The following is a 23,673-nucleotide window of genomic DNA, read 5'->3' on the forward strand; positions in this document are numbered from 1 at the left end:
CGACTACATCGAGATGTTCTACAACGCAAAACGCCGGCATGGTTTCAACAATCAGCTGTCACCGGTAGAGTTTGAAAAGCGTTACGCAATGAGCTTGCAAGGTGTCTAGAGAATCCGGGGCGATTCATCATGCCTGGGAATATAGAGATAGAGCGCTTTCGTTAGACTTGATCACGGGCTTGCATCAAGCGGGCGTCGAAGGAATAGACGATGACCGGTATCACCCAGGAGAATTGTGCCACGATAACGACGTTGTAGTTGAAGACGGAAATGGCGATGTCGTCCACCAACCGCCTCCCGCAGAAACACTCGAGAAACGTTTGAATCTGGTTATCGACTGGGTCAACACGAATCACACTGACATCAATAGCAAAAACTATATTCACCCTTTGATCAAAGCCATCGTCATTCACTTCATCATAGGCTTTGAACACCCCTTCCACGATGGCAACGGCAGGGTCGCAAGATCGCTATTTTACTGGTATTTGTTCAAAAGCGGTTTTGGCGGATTTCGCTATATTGCGATAAGCACGCTTCTGAAGACGGCTCCTGTCCAGTACGGGCAAAGCTACCTGTACACAGAAACCGACAACATGGATTTAACCTATTTCATTGACTATCAATGCCGGGTTATTGCGCGAGCCATCAGCGAATTTAAAAGCTCATACGACTCGACGGTGGAATCCATCAACCAATTCAATACATTCCTCTACGAATCAGGCCTGTACAGCAAGCTTTCTGATAAGCAAAGAGTTGTGTTCAACGTGGCGAAATCAGGTAGCAACCAGGAGTTCACCGTGACAAACGTCAAGGAAAACCTGGGATGCGCCTATAACACTGCCGCCACGGTCTTGAATGGGCTGGTAGAGCTCAAGCTGTTCACAAAGCGCAAGCAAGGTAACGAGTGGACGTATTCGATGATCGACGCCAGGCAAATCTTGAAAAGCTGGAAGGCTTAGGCGCGTGGCTGCAGGAAATCACCCGCGGCTTCGCCAACAGGCAGGAGCAATCGGGCGGCGCTCCGCTTCTTCGCGAGAGGCGCGTACACCCGAACAAAATGTATCGCCTCCAATGACGTCTCGCGGATAAATCCGCTCCTACCTGCTAATACCGATAAATTGAGGTCATAAATCACTTTGTGGGAGGCGGCTTGCTGGCGACTTCAGTTTCAGAGTTTGATATCTGCCCTGCTTCGACAATCCCCCCAAATAACCGGTCAGCTATCTGCCGACCTCGCTCCAGACCTTCCTCCGTCAACCAGATCGATTTATTCCTGTTCACCGGATCACTGATGAAACCGTGCTCATGCAATCGATTCATGACCTCGAAATCGAACCCTTTCCAGGCATTACCTCGGTCAAAACTGAACGTTGCCAAGAGGGCAAGCACGGCGTCTTCAATCAGTTTGTCGTCGTATTTCATGATCGTTGCTCCGCTCGTATTCAGTAGTGACGTCGTTTTTTTGGGATAACGACATAACACTCAAAGCCTGCCTCGGCTATTCGCGGATGACAAGCTTTGACGTGAACACCCGACCTCAGCATGCCCCAGGCGGAATACCGTCTTTGTTGAAGTCCTTCAGCCGCTCCCGTTCCTTCTCGGTCGAATGCGCGGGGGTGTCGTTCTCGGGTTTTTCCTGTTGTTTCTGCTTCTCGTCGCTCATGATTTGATCTCCTTTAGCCATCAGTCCAGACAGGTTTTACGCCTGGTATTCAAAAGAGCCTGACAAGTGGATAACAGTTCCTGCGGATTGCCCCATTGCAGAAAAACGCCGGAGTAACGGCTTTGAACTTTTCCGGAACGATGGGTTTCAGACACCTGAATTCATGGAGAAAACCTTATGACCCAGACAGCATTGGTCGTCGGTGCCAGCGGCATCGTCGGTAGCGAAACTACTCGACTCCTGATTGAAAACGGCTGGCAGGTTGCGGCGCTTTCGCGCAATCCATCCCCCGCGAAAGGCGTGATCCCGGTCGCGGCTGATCTTCAGGACCCCACATCGCTGCGCTCGGCGCTGGCAGACCTGAAACCTACTCATGTATTCATCACGACCTGGTCACGGCAAGCGACCGAAGCCGAGAACATCCGGGTCAACGCCGCCATGGTGCGCAATGTGCTGGATGCCGTTCGCCCAGCCGCAAGCGTGAAGCACGTAGCACTGGTCACGGGCTTGAAGCATTACCTCGGCCCTTTCGAGGCCTATGGCAAAGGCAGCCTTCCACAGACGCCGTTCCGTGAGGATCAGGGCCGTCTGGACATAGAGAATTTCTACTACGCGCAGGAGGATGAAGTGTTCGCCGCCGCCGAAAAGGACGGTTTCACCTGGAGCGTACATCGCCCGCATACAGTCACAGGTGTCGCCGTGGGCAACGCGATGAACATGGCGACAACCCTCGCCGTCTACGCCACCATCAGCAAACACACCGGACGCCCGTTCGTGTTTCCCGGCTCACGGGTGCAATGGGACAGCCTCACTGACATGACCGACGCCCGGCAACTTGCCAGACAGCAGCTCTGGGCCGCGACTACACCAACGGCGGCCAATCAGGCATTCAATATCACCAACGGCGATGTATTTCGCTGGAAATGGATGTGGGGCCAGATCGCCAATTACTTCGGCCTGCAGCCGGCCGACTTTCCATCGGCGCCCTCTCCACTCGAAACGCAGATGGCCAACGACCAGAGCGCCTGGAGTCAGATCGTTGCCGAGCATGATCTGCGCGAAGCCGACATCAGCCGCCTGATATCTCCCTGGCATACCGATGCAGACCTGGGACGCCCGATTGAAGTGGTCACCGACATGTCGAAAAGCCGGACATTGGGGTTCAGCGCCTATCAGGCCAGTGACCAGGCCTTTTTCGATGTCTTCGACAGGTTACGTTCGGAGCGTTTGATACCCTGACTTATAAGGAGAGGCCTTGGCCGCGACAGCATGAAGTCGCGTCCAAAGCCCCTCTCACAGGGTGTAAGTGCCATCCCTGTCTGCATCAATTCTGCACCACCGGAAAACTCAAGACGGTCGTAGCCCCGGTCGGATCTCCCGTGGTCGCGACAAGCTCGCCACCCAATTGCGCAGCCAATGCCCGGGTGAGTTTACGACCCAGCCCTTTGCGTTGCAGCGTGGAGTCATGGGTTTCGTCAGGCAAACCGATCCCGTCATCTGAAACCGTCAGTACAAACTGTTGGTCAGTGCGACAAAAATCCACGGTAATTTTACCTGTGCGCCCATCGGGGAATGCATGCTTCAAGGCATTGGTAATGAGTTCATTGGTGATCAGCCCCACAGAACCGGCACGATCCAGAGGGAGTTTAAGAGCCTGCGCCTCAACGAGTATTTCAACGGGCCGGGTTTCGGCCATGCTGTAATTCAACCCGGTGACCAGGTCCTGGAGGTATTCATTCATGTCTACGGACATTTCACCATCGTGATGAGCCAGCCGATCATGCATGGAAGCGACAACGTTTATCTGGCTGGCCGCCTGCCTGAGGGCAGAGGCGACGTCGGGAGCCGAGTGGACGGCTTGCAGATGCAGGGTGGCGATGGTGCGCTGCATGTCGTTTTTAACCCGGTGCCCGAACTCGACGAGCAGCAACTGCCGTTCGCGCTCGCCTTTTTCGGCCAGGGCACGCGCCTTCTCTGCATCCTCATGGGCGATAGCCGTCTGACGTTGTAATTGCTCGCTTCGGAGGTAGGCATTACGCAATGCCGAGCCCATTACCGTAATAAGCGCGCTGGTCAGGATGAACAACGCGAGGCTGAAGGCGGCATTGGGCGCAGCAATACCCAGATTGCCAATCGGAGGAAGGAAGAAATAAGCAGCGATAACTGAACTCAGGGCTGTGGCAAAAAAACCGAAACGCCGTCCGAAAAAAATCGCCGAGAACAGAATGGCCGGCAAAAAAAACAATATGGGCAACGGTGGAACAGCGGTGAATACTTTTGCTCTCAACAAATACGCGACCCATACAATCAGCAACGTTACTGCCCATTTAAGGGGCTGGGGCACATCCAGACGAATCAATGCGTGTACATCAAACCGGGTAACAGACATTACGTGTTCCTGAATAACCTGACTGACAAAACTCCCTTTCGTGACCGCTCAAACAAAGACTGAGCACAGCGCCATGATGCAAGGATCACCCTGTTTCAACCCGATTACGTCCCTGACTCTTCGCCCGATACAACAACCGATCCGCCACGCCCAGATTTGCAGCATAGCTTTCACCCTCAGCCAACCGTGCAGCAACCACACCGCCACTGATGCTGACGACATTCAAAGGGCTGGCCGAATGTTCAATACCCTCGGCAAATATGGCTGATCGTATGTTTTCGGCCACATTCAATGCACCCGCCAGGTCTGTATCCGGCAGCAGGACGACAAACTCTTCACCGCCATAGCGTGCGAGAAGATCGGCAGGGCGGCGGATGTTGGCTTGTATAAGGCGCGCAACCTGTTTCAGGCATTGGTCGCCTGCGACATGGCCGTAGGTGTCGTTGTATTGCTTGAACCAGTCGATATCGAGAAGGATCAGCCCGATACTTTGTCCGCTGCGTCGGGCCTGGGCTTCTTCTTTCTGCAACGCTGTATCAAAGCATCGTCTGTTGGCCACATTGGTGAGGCTGTCTGTTTGCGCCAGGATTTCAAGTTCGCGGCGGGCGATATTCAGTTCTTTTTCAGCGTTCAGCAGTTTCTGAACCTGGCTGTAAAGTACAACCCCCAGCAAAGTCAGTGCTGAAGTAATCAAGCCGACAATCGCGAACGAGCGATAGGCGTATATCCACCAGTTGGCGAATACGTAATCGTACGAAAAGCCCGCAGCCGCCACCATGGGCAGGCCTTGAAGACGCCGATAAGCATATATGCGCTCTATATCATCCACTACGGAAGTCATGATGGCGGTGCCACTGTCGCTTGTGCTCAAGTACTTGCTGAATATTTCACCCTTGGAAATATTGGTCACCACCAGGGTGCCAACGGCCGGGCGACGGGCCAGCAAGTCGCCATTTTCAAGGGCGAGAAAGATGACGCCTGTGTCATCAACTTCCATACGCTCGAAAAAACGCTGGAAATAAGCGGCTGAAATCGTGGCCAGTGCAACGCCGGCAAAACGACCATCCGGGTACTGGATACGGCGACTGACCGGAATCACCATTTCTCCGGTCGTGCGACTTGTGATGATCGAACCGATATGAATCGAGTCGTCGTTGTTTTCACGGTGATAGATGAAGTAGTCGCGGTCGCTGTTATTTTTCTTGCTGACATTTGGCGAAAAGGAGTTGGCAACCCAGTTTCCGTACTCGTCGTAGATGAAGAGCCCCTGGATGCTCTTCATGACGGCAGTGTCCTCGGACATGAGCTTGTGCAGGCGCAGTTGCTGAGCCCGGTTCATGTCCTCGCTTTCTACCCGTTCAACGATATCGCGCAGCTTGTAGTCAGCCTGACGAATGGTGTCCTGAGCCTGTTGCTCGGCAGCATTCACGATATTGGCAACATCCATTTCTGCATCGGCCAGACGTTCATCGGCCGATTGTTTCATCTGCCAGGCAGTGGCCAATATCAGGGAAGAGCAGACCAAAACGATGAAACCTATGAGCGCTGCCGACAGGCCTCTAGGTGTAAGTCGTGCCGATACGAAAGGTATGGGCTTCATGGTTTCTCGTCATGTTTTTGGCACATCCGTGCTTTCCTGCACATTTCGTACCGAAGGTGATGACGAAAATCGTAGGACACGACCCTGTCGCTGGCAAGCCGCCAACCTCAGACACTACACCTTCACCCAGCGCTCCACCTTGATCTCCGGTAAATCCTGGCGGCGCATGTAAAGACGCAGCGGTTCAGTGATGCTCAGGCGGCTGTCGATGTTCTGGTCGAGCAGCAGTTGCAGGCGTTCGCGGCTCAGGCTCATTTGTGCGCCGCTGCCCACGCTCCAGACGAACTCACTGGTTGGGGTAATGCTGTCTTGCGTGACGTCCATGCCGAAGGCGTCTTCGCTGAAGCGCACGATAAAATGCTTGTGCTTATGGTGGTAGCCCACAAAGCCTTCAAGTTGCTCGGCCGCCGCGCAAATGTCGCTGGAAGTGGTGCTCATCGTGGTGTCCTCAAAGAGCCTGACGGAAGATGCCTTCAATCTGTTGCTGAGTAGCCGGGCGCGGGTTGGTCAGGCCGCAGGCGTCTTTCAGGGCATTGGCGGCGAGCGTCGGTATGTCCTCCTCTTTCACACCCAAGGCCACGAGGCCCGAAGGGATTTCCACCGAAGTGGACAGCTTGCGGATCGCCGCAACTGCCGCACGCGCGCCATCCTGTGGGGACAGACCGCGAATGTCGGCGCCCATGGCGTGGGCCACGTCAGTCAGGCGAGCGGCACTGACCGTTGCGTTGAAGCTTTGTACATGAGGCAGCAATACCGCGTTGCAGACACCATGGGGCAAGTCATAGAAACCGCCCAACTGGTGCGCCATGGCATGCACGTAACCCAGCGAAGCGTTGTTGAACGCCATACCCGCCAGGAACTGCGCATAGGCCATGTTTTCCCGGGCGACGATATCCGTACCGTCAACGACCGCCTTGTACAAGTTGCCCGCGATCAGGTTCACGGCCTTGATCGCACAAGCGTCGGTGATCGGGGTTGCGGCAGTCGATACGTAGGCTTCGATGGCGTGGGTCAGTGCGTCCATGCCAGTGGCCGCGGTCAGGGATCTGGGCATGCCGACCATCATTTTCGGGTCGTTCACCGACAGGATCGGTGTGACGTTACGGTCGATGATCGCCATTTTCACGTGACGCACTTCATCGGTGATGATGCAGAAGCGGGTCATCTCGCTGGCGGTACCGGCAGTGGTGTTGATCGCAATCAGCGGCAGTTGGGGTTTTTCCGAGCGGTCCACGCCTTCGTAGTCGCTGATATGCCCGCCGTTGCTGGCGCACAGGGCAATGCCCTTGGCGCAGTCATGGGGTGAGCCACCGCCGAGGGAGATCACGAAATCGCATTGGCGTTCTTGCAGCAGCGCGAGGCCTTTTTCCACGTTGCTGATGGTCGGGTTGGGCTTGGCACCGTCGTACACCACCGCATCGATGCCCTGCTCCAGCAGCAGACCCGCGACCTGAGCTGCGATACCGGCCTTGGCCAGCCCGGCGTCGGTGACGATCAGGGCCTTGAGGAATCCGTATTTGCGGATGGCTTGCATGGCTTCCTCAATACAACCGGAGCCAATGATGTTCACGGCGGGAATGAAAAAGGTGCTGCTCATGGCTGATCCTCGTCTCTGGCTGGCTCAGATGACGGGCTCCTGAGCCTTGGGTTTGCCAGTAGCTTCGGCCTTCCGGCAGACGGCAGCCTTGATCCAGCTCAATGAAGCGCAACTGCAGGCTACCGGTGGTCGCAACTGTACGGTTGAATCAGTGCATAGCTGTAGGCGTCCGATCTGGCTGACCTGTGGCTATATGCCCATTCTGTATACAAAAAACATTAAAAATGGATTGGGATCATGTCTTCTCGTGAAAACACCGGTATGGCTCTGGGCCTGCTGGGCGTCATCATTTTCAGCCTGACGCTGCCGATGACTCGCATCGTGGTGCAGGAACTTCACCCACTGCTCAACGGCATCGGTCGTGCGCTGCTGGCGGCGATTCCGGCGGCGGCCCTGCTGTACTGGCGTCGTGAAAAATGGCCGACCCGGCAACAGCTCAAAGGCCTGACCCTGGTCATTCTGGGCGTCATCATCGGCTTTCCGGTGCTGTCGGCCTGGGCCATGCAGACCTTGCCCGCCTCCCACGGTGCGCTGGTCAACGGTATACAACCGCTGTTTGTCGCGATCTATGCGGCGTGGCTTTCCCATGAGCGTCCATCCAAGGCATTCTGGGGCTGCGCGGCACTGGGCAGCGCCTTGGTGCTCGCTTATTCACTGATGAGTGGCGCTGGCGGCATTCAGGTCGGGGACCTCTGGATGCTGGCTGCCGTTGCTGTGGGCGGGCTGGGTTACGCGGAAGGTGGCCGACTGGCCAAGGAAATGGGCGGCTGGCAGGTGATCTGCTGGGCCTTGGTGCTGTCGAGCCCCTTGCTGATCGGCCCCTTTATCTATTTCGCCGCACAACACCAAGGGCCCGTGTCTAGCGGAACCTGGTGGGCCTTTGCGTATGTGGCGTTTTTCTCGCAGTTCCTGGGCTTCTTCGCCTGGTATTCAGGGCTGGCGATGGGCGGGATTTCGCGGGTCAGCCAGGTTCAACTGCTGCAGATTTTCTTCACCATCGCCTTGTCGGCGATGTTCTTTGGCGAGCATGTCGAACCCATTACCTGGGTCTTCGCCGCTGCCGTCATTGCCACGGTGATGCTGGGGCGCAAGACCTCGGTCATTGCGCCGCCAAAACCGGCCACGTCACTCAGCTGAGAAATCCGTCTGCCTGGAGCAAGGTTTCCAGGCAGTGCTCGGTAATGCCGTAGAACGCCTTGAGTTCCTGGATGCGCGCCAGCAACTGCGCCGGGTCGACCGGCTCGGCGCGTTTGACCGCCAGGATCATCTTGTTCTTGTTGGTGTGCTCCAGGGAAATGAACTCGAACACCTTGGTTTCGTAGCCACAGGCCTCAAGCAGCAAGGCACGCAGGCTGTCGGTGACCATTTCCGCCTGCTGCCCCATGTGCAGACCGTATTGCAGCATCGGGCGCAGCAAGGTCGGGCTCTGGATCTGCAGGCGGATCTGTTTGTGGCAGCACGGCGAGCACATGATGATCGACGCACCGGAGCGAATGCCCATATGGATCGCGTAGTCGGTGGCGATATCGCAGGCGTGCAGGGCAATCATCACATCCAGGGCGCTGGGCGCCACGCTGCGTACGTCACCATGCTTGAACACCAGGCCAGAATGCTCAAGCCGTTCGGCTGCGGCGTTGCACAGGTTCACCATGTCTTCGCGCAGTTCAACGCCGGTCACCTGCCCTTGGGCCTGCAAGGTGTTACACAGGTAGTCGTGTATCGCGAACGTCAGGTAACCCTTGCCGGAACCGAAGTCCGCCACCTTTACCGGCTGATCGAGCTTGAGCGGCGATGAAGTCAGGGCGTGGGAAAACACTTCGATGAACTTGTTGATCTGCTTCCATTTGCGCGACATGGCCGGGATCAGCTCATGCTGCTTGTTGGTCACGCCCAGATCCGTGAGAAATGGACGGCTGAGTTCCAGATAGCGTTTCTTCTCACGATCATGCCCGGCCGATGGCGCCTCGCGTTCTTGCTGTGCCTTGCTCTTGAACAGCGTGCTCTTGCCCTTCTTGCCGAACTCCAGCTGTACCTCATCGGTCAGCGACAGCAAATGAGCATTCTTGAACGACTCGGGCAGCAGGCCAGCAATGACATCCACGGCCTCGCTCAACGGGAAGTTCTTGGTGATGTCGCGGGTTTTATAGCGATACACGAACGACAGGCAGGGCTGATCCTTGACCGTCAGCGGCTTGATGATGACCCGCTGCAACTCGGCTTCGGAGCCCACGTATCTGGCCAGAACCAGCTTGATGAGGGAGTTCTGGGAAAGGCTGGTATCCAGCAAACCCAGAAACTGCGCGCGATGATCCGGCGCGGGTTTGGAGGAAGTGACAGTGGCTGACATCGAAAAACGCCTCGGGCGGCTGGAGCTGAACAGGAAGCGGGCTATTTTAGGCGGGTTGAAGGTTCAGGGTTAATAAATATGCATGACCACCGGCACTCACGTACCCGTAATGCCGATCAGTGAAGGCCATAAATAATCTTGTGGGTGGCAGCTTGCTGGCGACTTCAACATACAGACGCAGAATATCTGCCGGTTTTCAGGTCTTTTTCGCCAGCAAGCGGCCTCCTGCAAGTTTGTGTGTGCCTTATCCCAGGACCACCAGCCGGTTGGTCAACTCGCTGCGTTCACGGGTCACCGGCACATGATCGGCCAGCAATTCGCCGCAGGCATGAATACAGCCCAGGAAGCCCTGCAATGCCTGCCCGTCCCTGATCTGCTGGGTAAAGACATCGACCATCGCTTTCCAGGTGTCGCTGTGCAGGCGAGTGGCAATGCCGTGATCCACCAGAATTTCGACGTAACGCTCGGCCTCGCAGACGAACACCAGAATCCCGGTGCCTCCCGTCGTCTTGTGCAGGTTCTGTTCGAGAAACAGCCGACGGGCCAGGTTCCCGGCCCGCCAGCGCCGAACCGCGGTCGGGACCAGATGACTGGTGACCGCCGGAATACGACACAGCAGGGCCACGATGATAAAGGTACTCATCTGCGCCAGCAGTAATTCATTGGCGCTCAGCACGTCCATGAAGAAATTGATGATGCCCGGCAGCAGCAAACCGATCAGCCCGGCCCATACCAGCGGCATGTAGGCGTAGTCGTCGGCCCTGGCCGCCAGGACCGTGACCAGCTCGGCATCGGTGCGCAGTTCAAGGCGGTCGATTGCTTCTGCAACCTGCTGTTGTTCGTCTGTATTGAGTAAAGCCATTTCCAGAGTCCTGTTACCAGTTGCCCGAGGCGCCGCCGCCAAATCTGCGAGTGCCGTTTGCCGAACCTTCACGCGAGCTTGCGCAGACAAGCACGGCCCGTCTCAGACAGACGAACACGATGAGCAACACCACGACAATCAATCCACCGGCAATCTGCCAGGCCACATCGCTGCTGGCCTGCACATCATAAACACTGAACTCGGTGGATGGCTCGGGCTCTTCGGGCACATGCCCGCCCAGCGCCATGACCATGGCCCGGGCGCCGCGCTCGATACCCGTGGCAAAACGGCTGCGGTTGAACTCCGGCAGGATCAGCATGTTGATGATGAGCGAAGCCTGGGCGTCGGTAAGACGATCGTCCAGAGCGGAGCCCGCCTCGATCAGGACACTGCGCTTGTCGCGCACGACGATCAGCAGGGCGCTGTCGTCCCGGCCATTGCTGCCCAAGCCCCAGGCGCTGCCCAGTCGTGAACCGTAGTCCGCGAGGGTCGTGCCTTGCAGGTCGACCACGGTCACCAGCACGACCCGTTCCCCGGTCGCCTGCTCATGGGCCTGGAGCATTTTCGCCAGACGCACCGTAGCCTGACTGTCGAGCATCTGCGCCGAATCAACCACATTGCCGGTCATGGGCGGGAACACAAGAGCGACCTGTTCCGCCTGGGCCTTTAATACGACTCCCCACAACACCACCGCATAAAACACATGCTGTAACACAAACTTCAACACCTGACCTCCGGTGATTTTTGTTCTATTGGATGGCCACTCCTTAGCCAAAATAGAAGTTCCCCGGCATAATCCCTCGCCAACGCCCAGGCAAGTCGAATCTGACAGGATTCGATATGCTGCAGGCCACGAAACGAACAGCGTCTACCTGCGTCTATCCTTCGCGCTGTTCGCACAATAAATGCCAAAGGTCTAAAACCCAAAATATGGCTACCCGGTATTAAACGCGAGTTACTGGCAAAAGCCTTGAGAAATCATTCATGAATAAGCTGTGTTTATTAGGTCTGCTGGTCGGTCTGGCCAGTCAATCGGTAATGGCCGACACCACTTCCATTGCAGCTCCATCCGCCCAAGCCACACTGCAAGCCAAGAATGCCTTCATCTCCAAGCTGATGAAACAGATGACCCTCGATGAGAAGATAGGCCAGTTGCGCCTGATCAGCATCAGCGGCGATATGCCTCAGCCAAAGATTCTCAAGGAAATTGCCGCAGGTAGAATCGGCGGAACGTTCAACTCCATTACACGCGCAGAAAACCGTCCATTGCAAGAAGCGGCTGTCGCTCATAGCCGTCTGAAGATTCCGATGTTCTTCGCCTATGACGTGATTCATGGCCATCGCACGATTTTCCCGATCAGCCTGGGCATGGCTGCCAGCTGGGACATGGACGCCATCGCACTGACTGGCCGTGTTTCCGCCAGGGAAGCCAGTGCCGATGGCCTGGACATGACCTTTGCGCCGATGGTCGATATCTCCCGTGACCCACGCTGGGGTCGCAGTTCCGAAGGTTTCGGCGAAGACACTTATCTGGTGTCGCGCATCTCCGAAGTGATGGTCAAGTCCTTCCAGGGCAAGAACGTCGCCGCGAACGACAGCATCATGGCCGCCGTCAAACACTTCGCCCTGTATGGCGCAGTCGAAGGCGGACGTGACTACAACACCGTGGACATGAGCATGACGCGCATGTACCAGGATTACCTGCCGCCTTACCGCGCAGCCACCGATGCCGGTGCGGGTGGCGTCATGGTCGCCCTCAACTCGATCAACGGCGTTCCCTCCACCTCCAACATGTGGCTGATGCAAGACCTGCTGCGCAAGGACTGGGGCTTCAAGGGCGTGACCATCAGTGACCACGGCGCCATCAAGGAATTGATCGAGCACGGCGTGGCCAAGGACTATCGCGAAGCGGCCAAGCTGGCGATCAAGGCAGGCGTCGACCTGAGCATGAATGACGTGGCCTACGGCGAGCAATTGCCGGGGCTGGTGAAGGATGGCGAGGTTTCCATGAAGGAAATCGACAACGCCGTACGCGAAGTGCTGGGCGCCAAGTACGACATGGGCCTGTTCGCGGCACCTTACGGTCGTATCGGCGTTGCTGCCGATGATCCGGCCGACACCTATTCCGATGATCGTCTGCACCGCGCAGAAGCCCGTGATGTGGCTCGCAAGACCCTGGTCCTGCTGAAAAACCAGAACGAAACCCTGCCGCTGAAGAAGGAAGGGACCATCGCTGTGATTGGCGGCCTGGCGAAAAGTCAGCTCGACATGCTGGGCAGTTGGTCAGCAGCCGGCCGGCCGAACCAGTCGGTTACCGTCTTCGACGGTCTGGCCAATGCCGTCGGCGACAAGGCCAAGCTGGTTTATGCCCGTGGCGCGAACGTCAGCGACAACGAACACATCCTCAACTACCTGAACTTCATCGAACACGAAGTGGAAGTCGATCCACGTCCTGCCCAGGAAATGATCGACGAGGCCGTGAAAGTGGCCGAGCAGTCCGACGTGATCGTGGCCGTTGTGGGTGAATCCCGTGGCATGTCCCACGAGTCCGCAAGCCGCAGCAGCCTGAACATTCCGGGCAAGCAACGCGATCTGATCAAGGCCCTGAAAGCCACCGGCAAGCCGCTGGTGCTGGTGTTGATGAATGGCCGTCCGCTGGTACTGGTCGACGAACTGGAACAGGCCGATGCCATGCTCGAAACCTGGTTCCCGGGCACCGAAGGCGGTAACGCCGTGGCTGACGTGCTGTTTGGCGACTATAACCCGTCGGGCAAACTGGCCATGTCCTTCCCGCGTTCGGTTGGCCAGTTGCCGGTCTACTACGCACACCTGAACACCGGTCGTCCCTACACGCCGGGCAAGCCGGGCAACTACACCTCGCACTACTTCGAGGAACCCAATGGCCCGCTCTTCCCGTTCGGTTATGGCCTTAGCTACACAAGCTTCGACGTGTCCGACGTCAAGCTGTCGGACAACAAAATGGCCCGCAAAGGCAAGCTGACCGCCAGTGTCACCGTCAAGAACACCGGCAAGGTCGCTGGCACCACCATCGTGCAGTTGTACTTGCGTGATGTCGCGGCGTCGATCAGCCGTCCGGTAAAAGAGCTGAAAAACTTCGAAAAGGTCACGCTTGAGCCAGGCGAGGAAAAAGTCGTTAACTTTACCCTCAGCGAGGACGACCTGAAGTTCTACGACTCGAAGCTGAAATACGCTGCCGAGCCGGGTGAATTCAAAGTCATGATCGGTCTCGACTCCGAGGCAGTGAAACAGGCGAGCTTCAACCTGCTGTAAATGCCGATAACGGCGTATTCGCGAGTGCAAGCGCTTGCGAATACGCTGGTTTTGAAACCCCAGGCAGCCCACGCGATATGATTTTCAAACATCGCAACTTGCGTATTTCCCTCTATACCCTCCTGATTCTGGCTGGCGCCGCCTTGTCTGCCGGCGTGGCCATGCTGCAGGCTCAGCGACATGCCCTGTCACAGGAAGCCACCCGTGCCAGCGGGCAAATGGTGCTGTACGCCAACACCCTGCATACCCTGATCGAACGCTATCGCGCCCTGCCCTCGGTGCTGGCGCTCGATGCTGAAATTCGCGCAGCCGTGAGCGGCCCGCTCACCGAAGGCGCCCGGCTTTCGCTCAACCTCAAGCTGGAAAAAATCAACGAGGCCGCCCACTCTTCCTCTCTGGAACTGCTGGATCGAAACGGGCTGGCCGTCGGAGCCAGTAACTGGCGACACCCCAACAGCTATGTCGGCCACAACTACGGGTTTCGTCCCTACTTTCAACAGACGAAGACCCAAGGCATCGGGCGCTTCTATGCCGTCGGTGTCACCACCGGTATTCCGGGCTATTTCCTGTCCAATGCCGTGCGCGATGACGAGGGTAATTTCGGCGGCGCCATGGTGGTGAAGCTGGAATTTCCCGATATCGAGCAGGAATGGAGCCAGGGCGACGATCTGCTGCTGGTCAGCGACAACAAAGGCATTGTGTTTATCGCCAGCCGCAGCGAATGGCGCTATCGCGAGCTGGAACCCATTTCCCTCGAAAACCGTGCAGAGCTGCTGCGCACCCGACAGTACGACAAGAAGCCGCTGTCACCGCTGCGCAGTCGCCTTCTCGATCAGGTCGGGCCGCAAAGCCATTTGAGCCGGGTCGACGGCCCCGATGGCACGACTGATTACCTTTGGCAGTCCATGCCGCTTCCCGACGAAAACTGGACATTGCACCTGCTGCGCAAACCACAGTTGGTCAATGACGATATCCGTAATGCCGCACTGGCGGGCGCCGGTATCTGGCTGACGCTGGTGTTTCTGGGACTGTTCCTTTATCAGCGCTGGCGCTTGTCGAAACTGCGCGAACGCAGCCGCGACGAACTGGAACGTCAGGTTCAGGAGCGCACCCGTGACTTGCGCACCGCCCAGGAGGGCCTGGTGCAATCGACCAAGCTGGCGGCGTTGGGACAAATGTCTGCGGCACTCGCCCACGAGATCAACCAGCCGCTGACGGCCCAGCGCATGCAACTGGCAACCTTGCGCCTGCTGCTCGATCAGGGCCGCATCGAGGATGCCTGCAAGTCCCTGGATCCGCTGGATCAGCAACTGACCCGCATGAGCGCACTCACGGGCCATCTGAAAACCTTCGCCCGCAAGAGCCCCAGCGGCCTGCGTGAGCGACTGGATCTGGCGACCGTGGTCGATCAGGCCTTGCTGCTGCTGGACCCGCGCATTCGCGAAGAGCGAGTCAGTTGCGTGTTGCATATGTCCCGTCCGGCCTGGGTACGTGGTGATTCCATTCGCCTGGAACAGGTGCTGATCAACCTGCTGCGCAACGCCCTGGACGCCATGCGCGACAAACCCCTCAAGCGTCTGGAAGTACGCATCGATGCCCAGGCGCAGCACTGGCAACTGAGTGTCATCGACAGTGGCGGTGGTATTGCGCAGGAGCATCTGGGCAATATCTTCGATCCATTCTTCACCACCAAACCGGTGGGCGACGGGCTTGGCCTCGGGCTGGCGGTGTCTTATGCGATCATTCACGAACTCAAGGGTCGCCTGACAGCAGAAAACCGGGATAACGGTGCGGTGTTCTGGTTCAGCCTGCCCAATGACCTCATAGAGACTCAAACCCCATGCTGAACTCGGTCATCGTTGTCGACGACGAAGCCCCCATCCGCCAGGCCATCGAACCCTGGCTGACGCTGTCGGGCTTTCAGGTGCAGGTCTACAGCCGCGCCGAAGAATGCCTGGAGCATTTGCCCGAACACTTTCCCGGCGTGATCCTCACCGACGTGCGCATGCCGGGCATGGGCGGCCTTGAGTTGTTGGCCCGCCTGCAAGCGCTCGACAAAGACCTGCCGGTTATCCTGCTCACCGGCCACGGCGATGTGCCCATGGCGGTCGAGGCCATGCGTGAAGGTGCCTACGACTTTCTGGAAAAACCCTTCAGCCCGCAGACCCTGCTCACCAACCTGAGCCGGGCCATGGAAAAACGCCAGCTGGTCCTGGAGAACCGCCGCCTGACCGAACAGGCCGATGCCCGCACCCAACTGGACGCCACGCTGCTGGGTGTATCGCCCAGCCTGCAAGTCTTGCGACGCAATGTGCTGGAGCTGTCGCAACTGCCGGTCAACGTGATCATTCGTGGCGAAACCGGCAGTGGCAAAGAACTGGTCGCCCGCTGCCTGCATGATTTCGGGCCGCGAGCCAGCAAGCCCTTTGTTGCTCTCAACTGCGCCGCCATTCCCGAGCACTTGTTTGAAGCCGAACTGTTCGGCCACGAAAGCGGAGCCTTTACCGGCGCCCAGGGCAAGCGCATCGGCAGGCTGGAATACGCCGACGGCGGCACGCTGTTTCTCGACGAAATCGAAAGCATGCCCATGGCCCAGCAGGTCAAACTGCTGCGGGTGTTGCAGGACAAACGCCTGGAACGGCTGGGCTCCAATCGCAGCATTGACGTGGACCTGCGGATCGTCGCCGCAACCAAGCCGGACTTGCTGGAAGAGGCACGGGCCGGACGTTTTCGCGAAGACCTGGCCTATCGCCTGAATGTCGCGCAACTGCATCTGCCGCCACTGCGTGAACGGCGCGAAGATATCGTGCAGCTCTTCAATCACTTTGCCCGCACGGCTGCGGCCCGTATGGGTCGCGAAGCGCCTGCCCTCAGCGCCTTGCAACTGGGGCAGTTGCTCAGCCATGACTGGCCGGGCAATGTTCGCGAACTGGCCAACGCTGCCGAGCGCCAGGCACTGGGGCTGGATATCGCCGAAGCCCCACAACAGGGGCAATCGCTGGCGGCGCAACAGGAGGCGTTCGAGGCTCAATGTCTGCGCGCTTCCCTGACCCGTCATAAAGGCGATATCAAATCCGTGCTCAATGAGCTGCAACTGCCGCGTCGCACCTTCAACGAAAAAATGCAGCGTCACGGGCTGGTGCGAGAAATGTTTCTGGCATGAAACTATTCATGGAATCGACCGATCAACCTTATCCCCCTTTAGAATCCGGACAGTGAATACGCAAGGAGAAAGCATCACATGATCGTCGGTATAGATTTGGGCACGACCAACAGTCTGGTCGCCGTCTGGCGCGATGGTAAAACCCAACTGGTTGCCAACGCACTGGGCGAAATGCTGACGCCCAGCGTGGTAGGGCTGGACGACGATGATCAGATCCTGGTGGGAAAAGCCGCACGCGAGCGCCTGCAGACTCATCCTTCCAGAACCGCGGCACTGTTCAAGCGCCACATGGGCAGTGCGCAAAAGGTCAGCCTGGGAGCAAACGCTTACCGGCCCGAAGAGCTTTCGGCACTGGTCCTCAAAAGCCTCAAGGCCGATGTGGAACGGGCTTTCGGAGAAACCGTGACCGAGGCCGTGATCAGCGTGCCCGCCTACTTCAGCGATGCCCAACGCAAGGCAACTCGAGTGGCAGGCGAACTGGCAGGCCTGAAAGTCGACAAGCTGATCAACGAACCCACCGCAGCAGCGCTCGCATACGGCTTGCATCAGAAGGAAGGCGAAACCTCGTTCCTGGTGTTCGACCTGGGTGGCGGCACCTTCGATATCTCGATTCTTGAACTGTTCGACGGCGTGATGGAAGTACGCGCCAGCGCCGGTGACAACTTTCTGGGAGGCGAAGACTTCGACCTTTCGCTGGTCGATCACTTCATTGACCTGCATCGCAACGAAACCGACTTTCCGCCCAAGGCCAGCATCGGCCCGTCTTTGCGCCGCGAAGCCGAGCGCGTGCGCAAGGCGCTGGGACAAGAGAGCAGTGCCGAATTCGTACTGCGCCATGCCGACCGTGAATGGCGCAAGACCATCACTCAGGAGCAACTGAGCGAGTTGTACGCGCCGCTGCTCTCCCGATTGCGCGCCCCCATCGAGCGAGCCCTGCGGGACGCGAAAATCCGGGTGGCCGACCTCGACGAAATCCTGCTGGTGGGCGGCACCACGCGCATGCCGCTGATCCGCAAGCTCGCGGCGGGTCTGTTCGGGCGCTTTCCGTCCATTACGCTCAACCCCGATGAAGTGGTCGCCCAAGGCGCTGCCATCCAGGCGGCGCTCAAGCAAAGAGACGCGGCGCTGGAAGAGATTGTCCTGACCGACGTGTGCCCTTACACCCTGGGCATCGAAACCTCCAATCGCTTTGGCAACTCCATCGAAGGCGGTCATTACCTGCCGATCATCGAGCGCAACAGCGTGGTCCCGGTCAGTCGCGTCAAAACCGTGCAGACCCTGAGCGACAACCAGAAGCATGTGCTGGTGAAGATCTATCAAGGCGAAAGCCGCTTGGTAAAAGACAACATTGCACTGGGTGAACTGGATATTCCGATCCCACCTGCCAAGGCCGGGGAAGTCGAGCTGAATGTGCGTTTCACCTACGACAACAACGGTCTGCTGGAAGCCGACGTTCAGATCCCGATGACCGGCCAGAGCCACAAGCTGGTGATCGAGAACAACCCTGGCGTCATGACCCCGGAGGAAATCCAGGAACGTCTTCAGGTGCTTTCAGCGCTCAAGGTTCATCCTCGCGAGCAGCAGGTCAATACACACATGAGCGCCCGTCTGGAAAGGCTGTATCAGGAATACCTGGGCGAAGCCCGGGAAATGATCGGCTACTGGGCCAGCCAGTTTCAGCGTGTGCTGGAAACCCAGGATGAGCGCCAGATCAGCGAGATGCGCAAAAGCCTCGAACAAGAGATCGATCGTTTCGAGCGGGGCGAGAGGTAACAGGGATGAATTGCTGGAGCGTCCTTGAGCTGGACAGAAATGCCGACGAGCGCAGCATCAAACGCCAGTACGCAAAGCTGCTGAAAGTGAACCGGCCCGATGAGGACCCGGACGCCTTTCAGCGATTGCGCGACGCTTATGAGCAGGCGCTGGATCAGGCACGCAATCGCTATGAGGCGGATGAAGACGAGTACGAAGAAGTCGATGCGAGCCCTGAACCGCTCATGCATCTGCAACTCGTCGAGACCGTACAGGTTTCAGAGCCAACGGTTGTCAGCACGCCTCCGCCTGTGGAGCAGAGCTGGTACGAAGTGGCACACAGGACCACAGCGCAAAACCTGCACTCACAACATCAGTTGGCCAGGGATCTGGGGGCGGATGCTCAGTTTCAGCAACATCTCGTACAGCGCTGCCTGATCGACACCGACGACAATCTGCAACTGCTCAAGGCGGCTGTAGCCCAGTTGCAATGGCTGACGCCCTGGCAAAAGGTGACGCTCAGTGCCCATCAGGAAAAACGCCTGACCCAGGCGCTGCTCGATGAAACCCTGCCCCGCCTGCAAGCCCTGCTGGAAAGCCAGCAGGAGCGCCAGTTCCTGGACGAGCTCAAAGCCCTTGAACAGCAGCCCTGGCTGGAAAAGCTGGAACATCGCGAGCACTTGCAACGCTGGACCATGACCCTGCTGATCAATACCCGGGACTGGACACCGGCCTTGTTCGAGCGCATCTGCCAGCTCTTCGACTGGGATCAGAAGCATTACACCCCGACCGACCCGCCGTCGCTCTGGCAGCGGCTTGTCGAGCGCTGTGAGCGATACGGGTTTGCCAAACGCCTGGAAGAGCTGCTGGCTGAGAACAGCCATCACGGCGATGCGGCGAAGCTGCTGCTCGAACCGCCGCCACTGGACACGCAACTGCGCATGGCCAGAAACAGCGACCCGGCTGTCTGGGAAGGTTGCGAGCAACTGTCCGAAGACCTGACCTATCGCTACCCCGAAGCACTGGAGCAGTACCCGGACGCCGACCTCAAGAGCTGGCGAAAGCTTTATGACCAGGTCCACTTCAACGCTTACCTGAGAGCTTATCTGTTCGGGTTTGTATTCATCCTGATAGCCGGCATCGTCCCTACGTCCCGGGCCGGGAAATTCGACCTGTTCTATACGATTTTCACGGCATTCAGCTTGCCGGTGGTAATTCTTCTGGTGTTCTACGTGTTCATGTCGTTCTGGAAGCCGGTCTCCGCCTCCTTTGCGTCTGTGGATGAATACCTGAGTGAACGGCTGCTGCCTCGCTGGCTGAGCTGGCCGGGGCATCAGGCATTACTGCTGCGTCATGGCATCCCGATAGGCGTCGCAAGCGCCGCCTTCTCCAATAGCGGATCGATCGCAGTGGCCACCTACCTCATCATGCTGGTGGCCTGGATAGCGCTTTCTCCTTACCGGATCTCCAGGTTTCAAAGCCATTGCGCTGAAAAGACCGGAGGATGGCAACACGTGAAGCGCTACTGCTCGGAGAATATCGGCAAGGGCGTCATGATCATCCTCGGTCTGATGTTCGCCTTTGTGCTGGCCGTGCTGATTTTCGGTCCCGGCCACCCTCGATAAACCGGCGCCTCGCTGATATCGGCAATTTTCCGCTTATCCAGAAATGCTGGATAGGCGGATTTCCGCTCACTTCATTCCCTCATCCCCTCTGGAACGGGCCTCTCGGGCCTGGCACAACTCCTGCTATAGCTCAGGTCAGGCTGCGTGCAGCTGCCTTCTAAAAATAATGACTTAAGGAACACCATGGATACCTCCAACACTCTCTCGAAAGAGTCGGCTGGCGCACCCGCCGCTGAAAAGTCCACCTCCAGCCGTCTCAAGTCGATCTTCAGCGGCTCGGTCGGCAACATGGTCGAGTGGTATGACTGGTACGTCTATGCCGCTTTCTCGCTGTACTTCGCCAAAGTCTTCTTCCCCAAGGGCGACAGCACTGCCCAACTGCTCAACACCGCCGCGATCTTTGCCGTAGGCTTTCTGATGCGTCCGATCGGTGGCTGGCTGATGGGTCTGTACGCCGACTACAAAGGACGCAAGGCCGCCTTGATGGCCTCGGTACTGCTGATGTGCTTCGGCTCGCTGATCATTGCCCTGACACCGGGCTATGAAACCATCGGCGTCGGCGCTCCGATCCTGCTGGTCTTTGCACGCCTGCTGCAGGGCCTGTCGGTGGGTGGCGAATACGGCACCTCGGCAACATATCTCAGTGAAATGGCCACCAAGGAACGTCGCGGCTTCTTCTCCAGCTTCCAGTACGTCACCCTGATTTCCGGCCAGCTCATCGCCCTGGCAGTACTGATCGTGCTGCAACAGGTACTGACCACCGAAGAGCTGCACAGCTGGGGCTGGCGTATTCCGTTCGCCATCGGCGCGCTATGTGCCGTCGTTGCGCTGTTCCTGCGTCGCGGCATGGAAGAAACCGAGTCCTTTACCCGCAAACAGAAAGACGACAAGCCCAAAGAAAGCCTGATGCGCACCCTGATGCGTCATCCCAAGGAACTGATGACCGTCGTCGGTCTGACCATGGGCGGCACCCTGGCTTTCTATACCTACACCACTTACATGCAGAAGTATCTGGTGAACACGGTGGGCATGAGCATCAGTGACTCGACCACCATTTCGGCCGCGACGCTGTTCCTGTTCATGCTGCTGCAACCGGTCGTTGGCGGTCTGTCCGACAAGATCGGTCGTCGTCCGATCCTGATCGCCTTCGGCGTACTGGGTACCCTGTGCACCGTGCCGATCCTGACCACCCTGCACACCATCCAGACCTGGTGGGGCGCGTTCTTCCTGATCATGGCCGCACTGATCATCGTCAGCGGCTATACCTCGATCAACGCCGTGGTCAAAGCCGAACTGTTCCCGACCGAAATCCGCGCCCTGGGTGTAGGCCTGCCTTACGCACTGACCGTATCGATCTTCGGTGGCACGGCTGAATACATCGCCCTGTGGTTCAAGAGCATCGGCATGGAAACCGGCTACTACTGGTATGTCACGGCCTGTATCGCATGCTCGCTGCTGGTGTATGTGTTCATGAAGGACACCCGCAAGCATTCGCGTATCGAAACCGACTGATCTCGCGTTTCATTGATGATCAAGGGCAGCCAGCGTCATGGGCTGCCCTTTTTCATGGGCAAGCGAACATGACAAGTTGTTTCAGGCTGGTGCGTTTTTTAGCCTGATTTTGCATGCAAGCCCTTAAATATATTTATGTTTTAATTTGTCAAGAGCCTTTATTACAAAGTTTTTCAGGAAACGCACCAAAAACACCCCTTTCCCGCTGAAAGGCCCGAAAACCGGGCGATGCGACTTACTATCATTTTCAGCGATGGTGGGTAGCAATCCGATTAACTTCTTAATAATCACCAGCCCCGTAACATTGCCTCCATACCGGGATGACAACTCACCCGACCCAAACTGGAGACACACCATGAAAACCACCAAACTGATTTTCGGCCTCGCTTTCTCTGTTCTGGCTTCGTCTGCTTTCGCACTGCCAGCCATCAATGCCAACGATTCGTTGAACGCACCTGTCGTTGCTGAAGGTGGTTCAAACAACACCAATATCGGCCCGAATCGTCAGACCTCCGATGGTGCCGACCGCGTTGGTGCAAATCGTCTGGCCGCTGATGGCGCTGATCGCGTCGGTGCAAACCGCCTGACTTCCGATGGTGCCGACCGTGTTGGTGCAAACCGTCTGGCTGCTGATGGCGCTGACCGCGTCGGTGCAAACCGCCTGACTTCCGATGGCGCAGATCGCGTTGGTGCAAATCGTCTGGCCGCTGATGGTGCAGACCGCGTCGGTGCAAACCGTCGGGTGTGATAGCCACCTGTGACACCCAAGCCCGGCCAGTGCCGGGCTTTGTTGTTCCTGGGCTCAGGTCTACTATGATCGACTCTCCGAAACCGTGGTTACCAGGAATCAAACCATGTCAGACGATATTCACTCCTACGAGCCAGCCAAAGGTCATGGTCTGCCGCACGATCCGTTCAACGCTATCGTAGGTCCGCGCCCGATTGGCTGGATCTCCTCTCAGGACAGCGAGGGCAGGCTGAATCTCGCGCCTTACAGCTTCTTCAACGCGTTCAACTACATTCCACCGATCATTGGTTTCTGCAGTGTCGGGCGCAAAGACAGCCTCAACAATATCGAGCAGACCGGCGAGTTCGTCTGGAACCTGTCCACCCGCGCCCTGGCCGAAGCCATGAACCAAAGCTGCGCGGCCGTGCCACCGGATGTGAACGAATTCGAGCTGGCCGGCCTGACGCCACTGGCCTCGAAGATCGTCGCCGTGCCTCGCGTGCTGGAGACGCCGGTATCATTTGAATGCAAGGTCACCCAGATCGTGCAACTGCAGCGTGCCGACAAGGAGTTGGTACCCAGCTGGCTGATCCTGGGCGAAGTGGTGGCGGTACATATCGCCAAGTGGCTGCTCAAGGATGGCGTCTACGACACCGCAGCCGCCGAACCCATCCTGCGCGGTGGCGGCCCGGCGGACTACTTCCAGCTGGGGCCGGAAGCGCTCTTCAAGATGCACCGTCCAAAGGTCTGATTACGCGCCCGCCCATACCAGTTCACCTTCGCTATCTACGTCGGTCAGCCGCTCCAGTTCCTGAGTGGCGGCCTGATCGGCGTCATGGGCGGTCTTGAATTTTTCTCCCGGCAATACCGGATGAAAACGGGGCGCACCGCCCGCCTCCAGAGCCTTTACCGCAATCGCCGCGCTGTAACCGCCCTCACCCGGAATCACAGCGGAAACCGCCTCATATGCATTGAATGCCTTGCGTGCCATGGATAGCTGACCTGTCTGATGGATAAATCGAAGGGGCGTATTCTAATGCTGCGGCACGCATGAGCGAATTCATTCAAACCGTGTTCGCGAATAAATTCGCACCTACCAGTTGATGTGCAATTCTTGTCCTACAATTTCCTTGTGCCCTTTCTGT

Annotated in this window: 21 protein-coding genes and 1 pseudogene; 12 read left to right on the forward strand and 10 right to left on the reverse strand. The window is 57.7% G+C overall.

Going from position 1 to position 23,673, the window contains the following annotated elements:
- Together CKW23_RS26340 and CKW23_RS20005 are read left to right on the forward strand one after the other, a co-directional pair.
- A partial coding sequence (locus tag CKW23_RS26340; RefSeq protein ID WP_130926105.1) for an IS3 family transposase occupies window positions 1–109 on the forward strand: 109 nt, incomplete at its 5' end.
- Window positions 110–122: 13 nt separating this feature from the next.
- Window positions 123–959 (forward strand): annotated as a pseudogene (locus CKW23_RS20005) (Fic family protein); the annotation flags it as partial.
- Window positions 960–1,131: 172 nt separating this feature from the next.
- Here CKW23_RS20005 and CKW23_RS20010 read toward each other — a convergent pair.
- The gene (locus CKW23_RS20010) at window positions 1,132–1,422 is read right to left on the reverse strand and encodes a DUF6429 family protein (protein ID WP_200986463.1); all 291 of its coding nucleotides are present in this window, start codon (window positions 1,420–1,422) and stop codon (window positions 1,132–1,134) included.
- Between the two features lie 115 nt (window positions 1,423–1,537).
- A complete protein-coding gene (locus CKW23_RS27025) occupies window positions 1,538–1,663 on the reverse strand; it encodes a hypothetical protein (protein WP_095068185.1) in 126 nt (41 codons plus the stop codon).
- Between the two features lie 177 nt (window positions 1,664–1,840).
- Between CKW23_RS27025 and CKW23_RS20020 the strand changes: the two genes are divergently transcribed.
- Complete coding sequence (locus CKW23_RS20020; RefSeq protein WP_095068186.1) at window positions 1,841–2,902, forward strand: SDR family oxidoreductase; 1,062 nt, start codon at window positions 1,841–1,843, stop codon at window positions 2,900–2,902.
- Between the two features lie 85 nt (window positions 2,903–2,987).
- Here the strand turns inward: CKW23_RS20020 and CKW23_RS20025 are convergent, their stop codons facing one another.
- From CKW23_RS20025 to yiaY, 4 genes are all read right to left on the reverse strand, one after another.
- Entirely contained in the window at window positions 2,988–4,052 is a 1,065-nt protein-coding gene (locus tag CKW23_RS20025) for a DUF4118 domain-containing protein (RefSeq protein WP_025261605.1), read from the reverse strand.
- Between the two features lie 85 nt (window positions 4,053–4,137).
- A complete protein-coding gene (locus CKW23_RS20030; RefSeq protein ID WP_095068187.1) occupies window positions 4,138–5,652 on the reverse strand; it encodes a sensor domain-containing diguanylate cyclase in 1,515 nt (504 codons plus the stop codon).
- Between the two features lie 114 nt (window positions 5,653–5,766).
- A complete protein-coding gene (locus CKW23_RS20035; RefSeq protein ID WP_095068188.1) occupies window positions 5,767–6,090 on the reverse strand; it encodes a DUF2025 family protein in 324 nt (107 codons plus the stop codon).
- A 10-nt stretch (window positions 6,091–6,100) separates the two neighbouring features.
- On the reverse strand, window positions 6,101–7,249 hold the full coding sequence (gene yiaY, locus CKW23_RS20040) for an L-threonine dehydrogenase (RefSeq protein ID WP_095068189.1): 1,149 nt from the start codon (window positions 7,247–7,249) through the stop codon (window positions 6,101–6,103).
- 237 nt (window positions 7,250–7,486) lie between these two features.
- Here yiaY and CKW23_RS20045 point away from each other — a divergent pair, with 237 nt between their 5' ends.
- The gene (locus CKW23_RS20045; RefSeq protein ID WP_025261608.1) at window positions 7,487–8,386 is read left to right on the forward strand and encodes a DMT family transporter; all 900 of its coding nucleotides are present in this window, start codon (window positions 7,487–7,489) and stop codon (window positions 8,384–8,386) included.
- Here the strand turns inward: CKW23_RS20045 and CKW23_RS20050 are convergent.
- The 3 genes from CKW23_RS20050 to CKW23_RS20060 form a co-directional block, all read right to left on the reverse strand.
- Window positions 8,379–9,596, reverse strand: a complete 1,218-nt coding sequence (locus CKW23_RS20050) for an SAM-dependent methyltransferase (protein ID WP_025261609.1) — start codon at window positions 9,594–9,596, stop codon at window positions 8,379–8,381. The two genes, CKW23_RS20045 and CKW23_RS20050, sit on opposite strands and share 8 nt — an antisense overlap.
- Before the next feature lie 244 nt (window positions 9,597–9,840).
- A complete protein-coding gene (locus CKW23_RS20055) occupies window positions 9,841–10,458 on the reverse strand; it encodes a TPM domain-containing protein (RefSeq protein WP_095068190.1) in 618 nt (205 codons plus the stop codon).
- A 13-nt stretch (window positions 10,459–10,471) separates the two neighbouring features.
- Window positions 10,472–11,182 carry a YgcG family protein gene (locus tag CKW23_RS20060; RefSeq protein WP_095068220.1) on the reverse strand — a complete coding sequence of 237 codons (711 nt, stop codon included), beginning with the start codon at window positions 11,180–11,182 and terminating at the stop codon, window positions 10,472–10,474.
- Window positions 11,183–11,442: 260 nt separating this feature from the next.
- Between CKW23_RS20060 and bglX the strand changes: the two genes are divergently transcribed.
- From bglX to CKW23_RS20105, 8 genes are all read left to right on the forward strand, one after another.
- The gene (gene bglX, locus CKW23_RS20065; RefSeq protein WP_095068191.1) at window positions 11,443–13,749 is read left to right on the forward strand and encodes a beta-glucosidase BglX; all 2,307 of its coding nucleotides are present in this window, start codon (window positions 11,443–11,445) and stop codon (window positions 13,747–13,749) included.
- 77 nt (window positions 13,750–13,826) lie between these two features.
- Window positions 13,827–15,596, forward strand: coding sequence for an ATP-binding protein (locus tag CKW23_RS20070; protein ID WP_095068192.1), 1,770 nt, complete (start codon window positions 13,827–13,829; stop codon window positions 15,594–15,596).
- The gene (locus tag CKW23_RS20075) at window positions 15,590–16,912 is read left to right on the forward strand and encodes a sigma-54 dependent transcriptional regulator (RefSeq protein ID WP_095068193.1); all 1,323 of its coding nucleotides are present in this window, start codon (window positions 15,590–15,592) and stop codon (window positions 16,910–16,912) included. The genes CKW23_RS20070 and CKW23_RS20075 overlap by 7 nt, the downstream gene beginning before the upstream one ends.
- 78 nt (window positions 16,913–16,990) lie before the next feature.
- A complete protein-coding gene (locus CKW23_RS20080; protein WP_025261615.1) occupies window positions 16,991–18,685 on the forward strand; it encodes a molecular chaperone HscC in 1,695 nt (564 codons plus the stop codon).
- Between the two features lie 5 nt (window positions 18,686–18,690).
- A complete protein-coding gene (locus tag CKW23_RS20085; protein ID WP_095068194.1) occupies window positions 18,691–20,289 on the forward strand; it encodes a molecular chaperone DnaJ in 1,599 nt (532 codons plus the stop codon).
- Between the two features lie 183 nt (window positions 20,290–20,472).
- Entirely contained in the window at window positions 20,473–21,801 is a 1,329-nt protein-coding gene (locus CKW23_RS20090; protein WP_025261617.1) for an MFS transporter, read from the forward strand.
- 355 nt (window positions 21,802–22,156) lie between these two features.
- On the forward strand, window positions 22,157–22,549 hold the full coding sequence (locus tag CKW23_RS20100; protein ID WP_095068195.1) for a hypothetical protein: 393 nt from the start codon (window positions 22,157–22,159) through the stop codon (window positions 22,547–22,549).
- Between the two features lie 106 nt (window positions 22,550–22,655).
- Window positions 22,656–23,279, forward strand: a complete 624-nt coding sequence (locus CKW23_RS20105) for a flavin reductase family protein (protein ID WP_025261620.1) — start codon at window positions 22,656–22,658, stop codon at window positions 23,277–23,279.
- Here CKW23_RS20105 and CKW23_RS20110 read toward each other — a convergent pair whose 3' ends face one another.
- Window positions 23,280–23,519 carry a hypothetical protein gene (locus tag CKW23_RS20110; protein WP_025261621.1) on the reverse strand — a complete coding sequence of 80 codons (240 nt, stop codon included), beginning with the start codon at window positions 23,517–23,519 and terminating at the stop codon, window positions 23,280–23,282.
- Window positions 23,520–23,673 lie beyond the last annotated feature (154 nt).

The organism is Pseudomonas sp. Irchel 3A18, from assembly GCF_900187465.1.
GTDB classification, from domain to species: Bacteria; Pseudomonadota; Gammaproteobacteria; order Pseudomonadales; family Pseudomonadaceae; genus Aquipseudomonas; species Aquipseudomonas cichorii.

Bases quoted from the DNA above. Each gene is read 5' to 3' on its own strand.
- CKW23_RS20010 (WP_200986463.1), bottom strand. From the start codon at position 1,422: ATGAAATACGACGACAAACTGATTGAAGACGCCGTGCTTGCCCTCTTG.
- CKW23_RS27025 (WP_095068185.1), bottom strand. From the start codon at position 1,663: ATGAGCGACGAGAAGCAGAAACAACAGGAAAAACCCGAGAACGACACC.
- CKW23_RS20020 (WP_095068186.1), top strand. From the start codon at position 1,841: ATGACCCAGACAGCATTGGTCGTCGGTGCCAGCGGCATCGTCGGTAGC.
- CKW23_RS20025 (WP_025261605.1), bottom strand. From the start codon at position 4,052: ATGTCTGTTACCCGGTTTGATGTACACGCATTGATTCGTCTGGATGTG.
- CKW23_RS20030 (WP_095068187.1), bottom strand. From the start codon at position 5,652: ATGAAGCCCATACCTTTCGTATCGGCACGACTTACACCTAGAGGCCTG.
- CKW23_RS20035 (WP_095068188.1), bottom strand. From the start codon at position 6,090: ATGAGCACCACTTCCAGCGACATTTGCGCGGCGGCCGAGCAACTTGAA.
- yiaY (WP_095068189.1), bottom strand. From the start codon at position 7,249: ATGAGCAGCACCTTTTTCATTCCCGCCGTGAACATCATTGGCTCCGGT.
- CKW23_RS20045 (WP_025261608.1), top strand. From the start codon at position 7,487: ATGTCTTCTCGTGAAAACACCGGTATGGCTCTGGGCCTGCTGGGCGTC.
- CKW23_RS20050 (WP_025261609.1), bottom strand. From the start codon at position 9,596: ATGTCAGCCACTGTCACTTCCTCCAAACCCGCGCCGGATCATCGCGCG.
- CKW23_RS20055 (WP_095068190.1), bottom strand. From the start codon at position 10,458: ATGGCTTTACTCAATACAGACGAACAACAGCAGGTTGCAGAAGCAATC.
- bglX (WP_095068191.1), top strand. From the start codon at position 11,443: ATGAATAAGCTGTGTTTATTAGGTCTGCTGGTCGGTCTGGCCAGTCAA.
- CKW23_RS20070 (WP_095068192.1), top strand. From the start codon at position 13,827: ATGATTTTCAAACATCGCAACTTGCGTATTTCCCTCTATACCCTCCTG.
- CKW23_RS20075 (WP_095068193.1), top strand. From the start codon at position 15,590: ATGCTGAACTCGGTCATCGTTGTCGACGACGAAGCCCCCATCCGCCAG.
- CKW23_RS20080 (WP_025261615.1), top strand. From the start codon at position 16,991: ATGATCGTCGGTATAGATTTGGGCACGACCAACAGTCTGGTCGCCGTC.
- CKW23_RS20085 (WP_095068194.1), top strand. From the start codon at position 18,691: ATGAATTGCTGGAGCGTCCTTGAGCTGGACAGAAATGCCGACGAGCGC.
- CKW23_RS20090 (WP_025261617.1), top strand. From the start codon at position 20,473: ATGGATACCTCCAACACTCTCTCGAAAGAGTCGGCTGGCGCACCCGCC.
- CKW23_RS20100 (WP_095068195.1), top strand. From the start codon at position 22,157: ATGAAAACCACCAAACTGATTTTCGGCCTCGCTTTCTCTGTTCTGGCT.
- CKW23_RS20105 (WP_025261620.1), top strand. From the start codon at position 22,656: ATGTCAGACGATATTCACTCCTACGAGCCAGCCAAAGGTCATGGTCTG.
- CKW23_RS20110 (WP_025261621.1), bottom strand. From the start codon at position 23,519: ATGGCACGCAAGGCATTCAATGCATATGAGGCGGTTTCCGCTGTGATT.